We start from the raw sequence: 2,891 nt of genomic DNA on the forward strand, positions 1-2,891 counted from the left end.
ATGGGAGAGCTGTCCATTTGGAACTCGACGAAACACTTCCGGAACAACTCGTAGCCCAACAGGTTGACGTTGCCTTTCCTGTCGCCCATGGCCCCTACGGCGAAGATGGCCGCCTGCAAGGGCTGCTGGATATTATGGGCATTCCTTACGTGGGTTCCGGAGCCCTGGCAAGCGCCTGCTCTCTGGATAAGGTGGTTACCAAACGCCTGCTGCAATCTGTCGGCATCCCTATGGCTAAGGACAGAGTCGTCTATCGTAATGAGAACTGTGAAGACGCCACCCTCGACTGTATCGAATCCCTTGGACATAAGGTCATCATCAAACCATCAGGTCAGGGTTCCGGTATTGGTATCCAGTTTGCCGTGGGCTATGAAGACCTGATGAGTAAACTGAGAACCGGCCTGCAAATGGATGAAAAACTCCTGGTCGAAGAGTTTGTCACCGGTCGGGAAATCACTGCCGGCGTTCTCCATCTGGATGACGACTACCAGGTTTTGCCCGTTACCGAAATTACCACACCAGATGGTGCCTGGTATGACTATGTTCACCGCTATACACCGGGCCTCAGTGATCATGTGATCCCCGCCAGAATTTCGGAGGATCAGTGTCGGAAAGTTCAACAGATTGCACTCAAGGCACACCAGATTTTAGGCTGTCAGGACTTGAGTCGTTCTGACTTTATCGTTCCGGAATCAGGAGAGCCGGTATTTGCAGAACTGAACAACCTGCCGGGAATGACACCCACCAGCCTGTTTCCAGACGGTGCCAGACACGCAGGAATACCCTTTGACATCCTGATCTGTAAACTGGTGGATCAGGCTTTGAAACGGGGAGAAAACATGCGCAATGACAGAGAGTACTGGCCAATCCCCAAACTGGATATCAAGCCATCGTAAAATCAGGCTTTAAAGGTATGTAACTCTTGAACGGCCTTGGCACGAGCACCATTGAAGGCTTCTGGAGAGATGCGGATGGCTTCGTCGATCACCGAGTCGATCTTTTGACGATCCGCCACGGAAGGCTTGTTCAGCACATAATTAACCACCTCCTTACTCTCGCCCGGATGACCAATACCCAGACGCAAACGCAGAAAGTCTTTATTATTTCCCAATGCTGAAATAATGTCCCGAAGACCGTTATGTCCACCGTGCCCACCGCCCTGCTTCAGACGACCGATACCAGCAGGCAGATCCAGCTCATCGTGAACAACAAGAATAGATTGGGAAGGAATCTTGAAAAAGGTGCTGATCGCACCCACCGCCTGACCACTGCGATTCATGAATGTGGTCGGGTTTAGCAGACGGACATCCTGTCCACCGATGGTAACGCGGGCAGCTAAACCAAAAAATTTCTTCTCGGGCTGCAAGCTGGTACCGTAGGCCCGGGCCAACTGCTCCACGTACCAGAAGCCGGCATTATGGCGAGTATCATCGTATTGAGCACCAGGGTTGCCGAGTCCGACAACCAGCCTGATCGAGTGATCCTTCGCCATAACATCCTCCATAGCCCTGAGCTGCATATACAGCCCCGAACCATAAAAAAAGCTGATTACTCTTCGCCGCCTTCTTCTTCAGAAGCTGCTTCTTCAGCTTCTTCTTTACCGCCACGGGTAGACTGAACAGAAGCAACGTCCAGATCGTGGCCTTCACCCTGCTGCAGAGCAACCAGCTCAACACCTGCAGGCATGGTCAGGTCAGTCAGGTGGATGTGACCACCCAACTCAACATCCGCCATATCAACTTCGATGAATTCAGGCAGGTCAGCAGGCAGACATTTAACTTCTACTTCAACACGAGCGTGAGTGATAGCGCCACCGGCTTTCACACCTACACAGCTGTCTTCGTTCAGGAAGTGCAGCGGGATGTGAGTGGTTACCGCGTGAGCAGCGTCAACACGCAGGAAATCCAGGTGCATAGCAAAGTCTTTTGCCGGATGACGCTGCAGGTCCTTCAGGATAACCTGCTGGGAAGCACCTTCTACGTCCAGGGTAACAATCTGGGAGTAGAAAGATTCGGATTCCAGTGCCTTACGGATAGCACGGGCTTCCAGAGTAATTTGCGCGGGTTCCTGCTCGCCACCATAAATAACGGCAGGTACCCGTTCTGCACGACGCAGGCGGCGGCTCGCACCTTTCCCTACGTCCTTGCGTACAACAGCGCTCAGAGCGATAGCTTCAGACATTTTCTTTCTCCAAAGGAATACCTCAGCATCTTGCGACCAGATACCAAGGCTTTAATAAAGGCGCCATATCATACCGGCAATCCAATAAATTGCAAAACAAAAGCTTGGGTTTTACGGCAAGTCACCAATGTCTTCATCAAAAATGCGGATAATTTCTTTAAATCGACCGACTATACGCTCAAAAATAGCTTTTCGTTCAAGCAACTTCGGCTTGACGGACAGGGCAGAAAAAACCCTTTCCCGCAGTGGCTCTTTGCCAGTGAACTGATAATCCTCCATCATCTGGTAAAGGGCGTGTTGATTCAGGTTTTCCGCGGAGCACAAGCCCTTAACAGCCTGTTTACGCTCCTCACTCCAGAATCGGTCAAAGACTTCCTCTATCTCGTCTTCAGCTGTGAGGTCTGGCATACAGTCATTGATGAACTTCTCAATCAGCTCCCGCTTGCTGCGAAGCTGAACTTCATTATTCATTAAATCGATGATGCCTTTTTTCTTTTGCTCAAACTCTTTAGATGAAGCGTCTTTTGATCCTTGCAGATCAGCCAGGAGCCTGAGGATGTAGGTAACATTGATTTCGTCCCGTTGAATCAGCTCCAGTTCGAAATCGACTTCATCAATAATCGAGACCCCTGCTTCCCTGTCAGAACGAGTACGGTCATAAATATCCAGATATTTACTCTTGTAGTCCTCAAAGGTTTGCTCGTCTAAAT

The 2,891-nt window shown here is 50.4% G+C and carries 3 protein-coding genes and 1 pseudogene; 1 reads left to right on the forward strand and 3 read right to left on the reverse strand.

Annotated features, from left to right (window positions below):
* A partial coding sequence (locus KDK18_RS13405) for a D-alanine--D-alanine ligase (RefSeq protein WP_257255435.1) occupies positions 1-896 on the forward strand: 896 nt, incomplete at its 5' end.
* 2 nt (positions 897-898) lie between these two features.
* Here the strand turns inward: KDK18_RS13405 and pth are convergent.
* From pth to KDK18_RS13420, 3 genes and pseudogenes are all read right to left on the reverse strand, one after another.
* Positions 899-1,492 carry an aminoacyl-tRNA hydrolase gene (pth, locus tag KDK18_RS13410; RefSeq protein WP_257255436.1) on the reverse strand — a complete coding sequence of 198 codons (594 nt, stop codon included), beginning with the start codon at positions 1,490-1,492 and terminating at the stop codon, positions 899-901.
* Positions 1,493-1,548: 56 nt separating this feature from the next.
* A complete protein-coding gene (locus tag KDK18_RS13415; RefSeq protein WP_257255437.1) occupies positions 1,549-2,181 on the reverse strand; it encodes a 50S ribosomal protein L25/general stress protein Ctc in 633 nt (210 codons plus the stop codon).
* Between the two features lie 111 nt (positions 2,182-2,292).
* Positions 2,293-2,891 (reverse strand): annotated as a pseudogene (locus KDK18_RS13420) (type I restriction endonuclease subunit R); the annotation flags it as partial.

The organism is Endozoicomonas sp. SESOKO3, assembly GCF_024606255.1.

Excerpts from the sequence above, each read along its gene's own strand:
- pth (WP_257255436.1), bottom strand. The coding sequence starts at position 1,492 with ATGGCGAAGGATCACTCGATCAGGCTGGTTGTCGGACTCGGCAACCCT.
- KDK18_RS13415 (WP_257255437.1), bottom strand. The coding sequence starts at position 2,181 with ATGTCTGAAGCTATCGCTCTGAGCGCTGTTGTACGCAAGGACGTAGGG.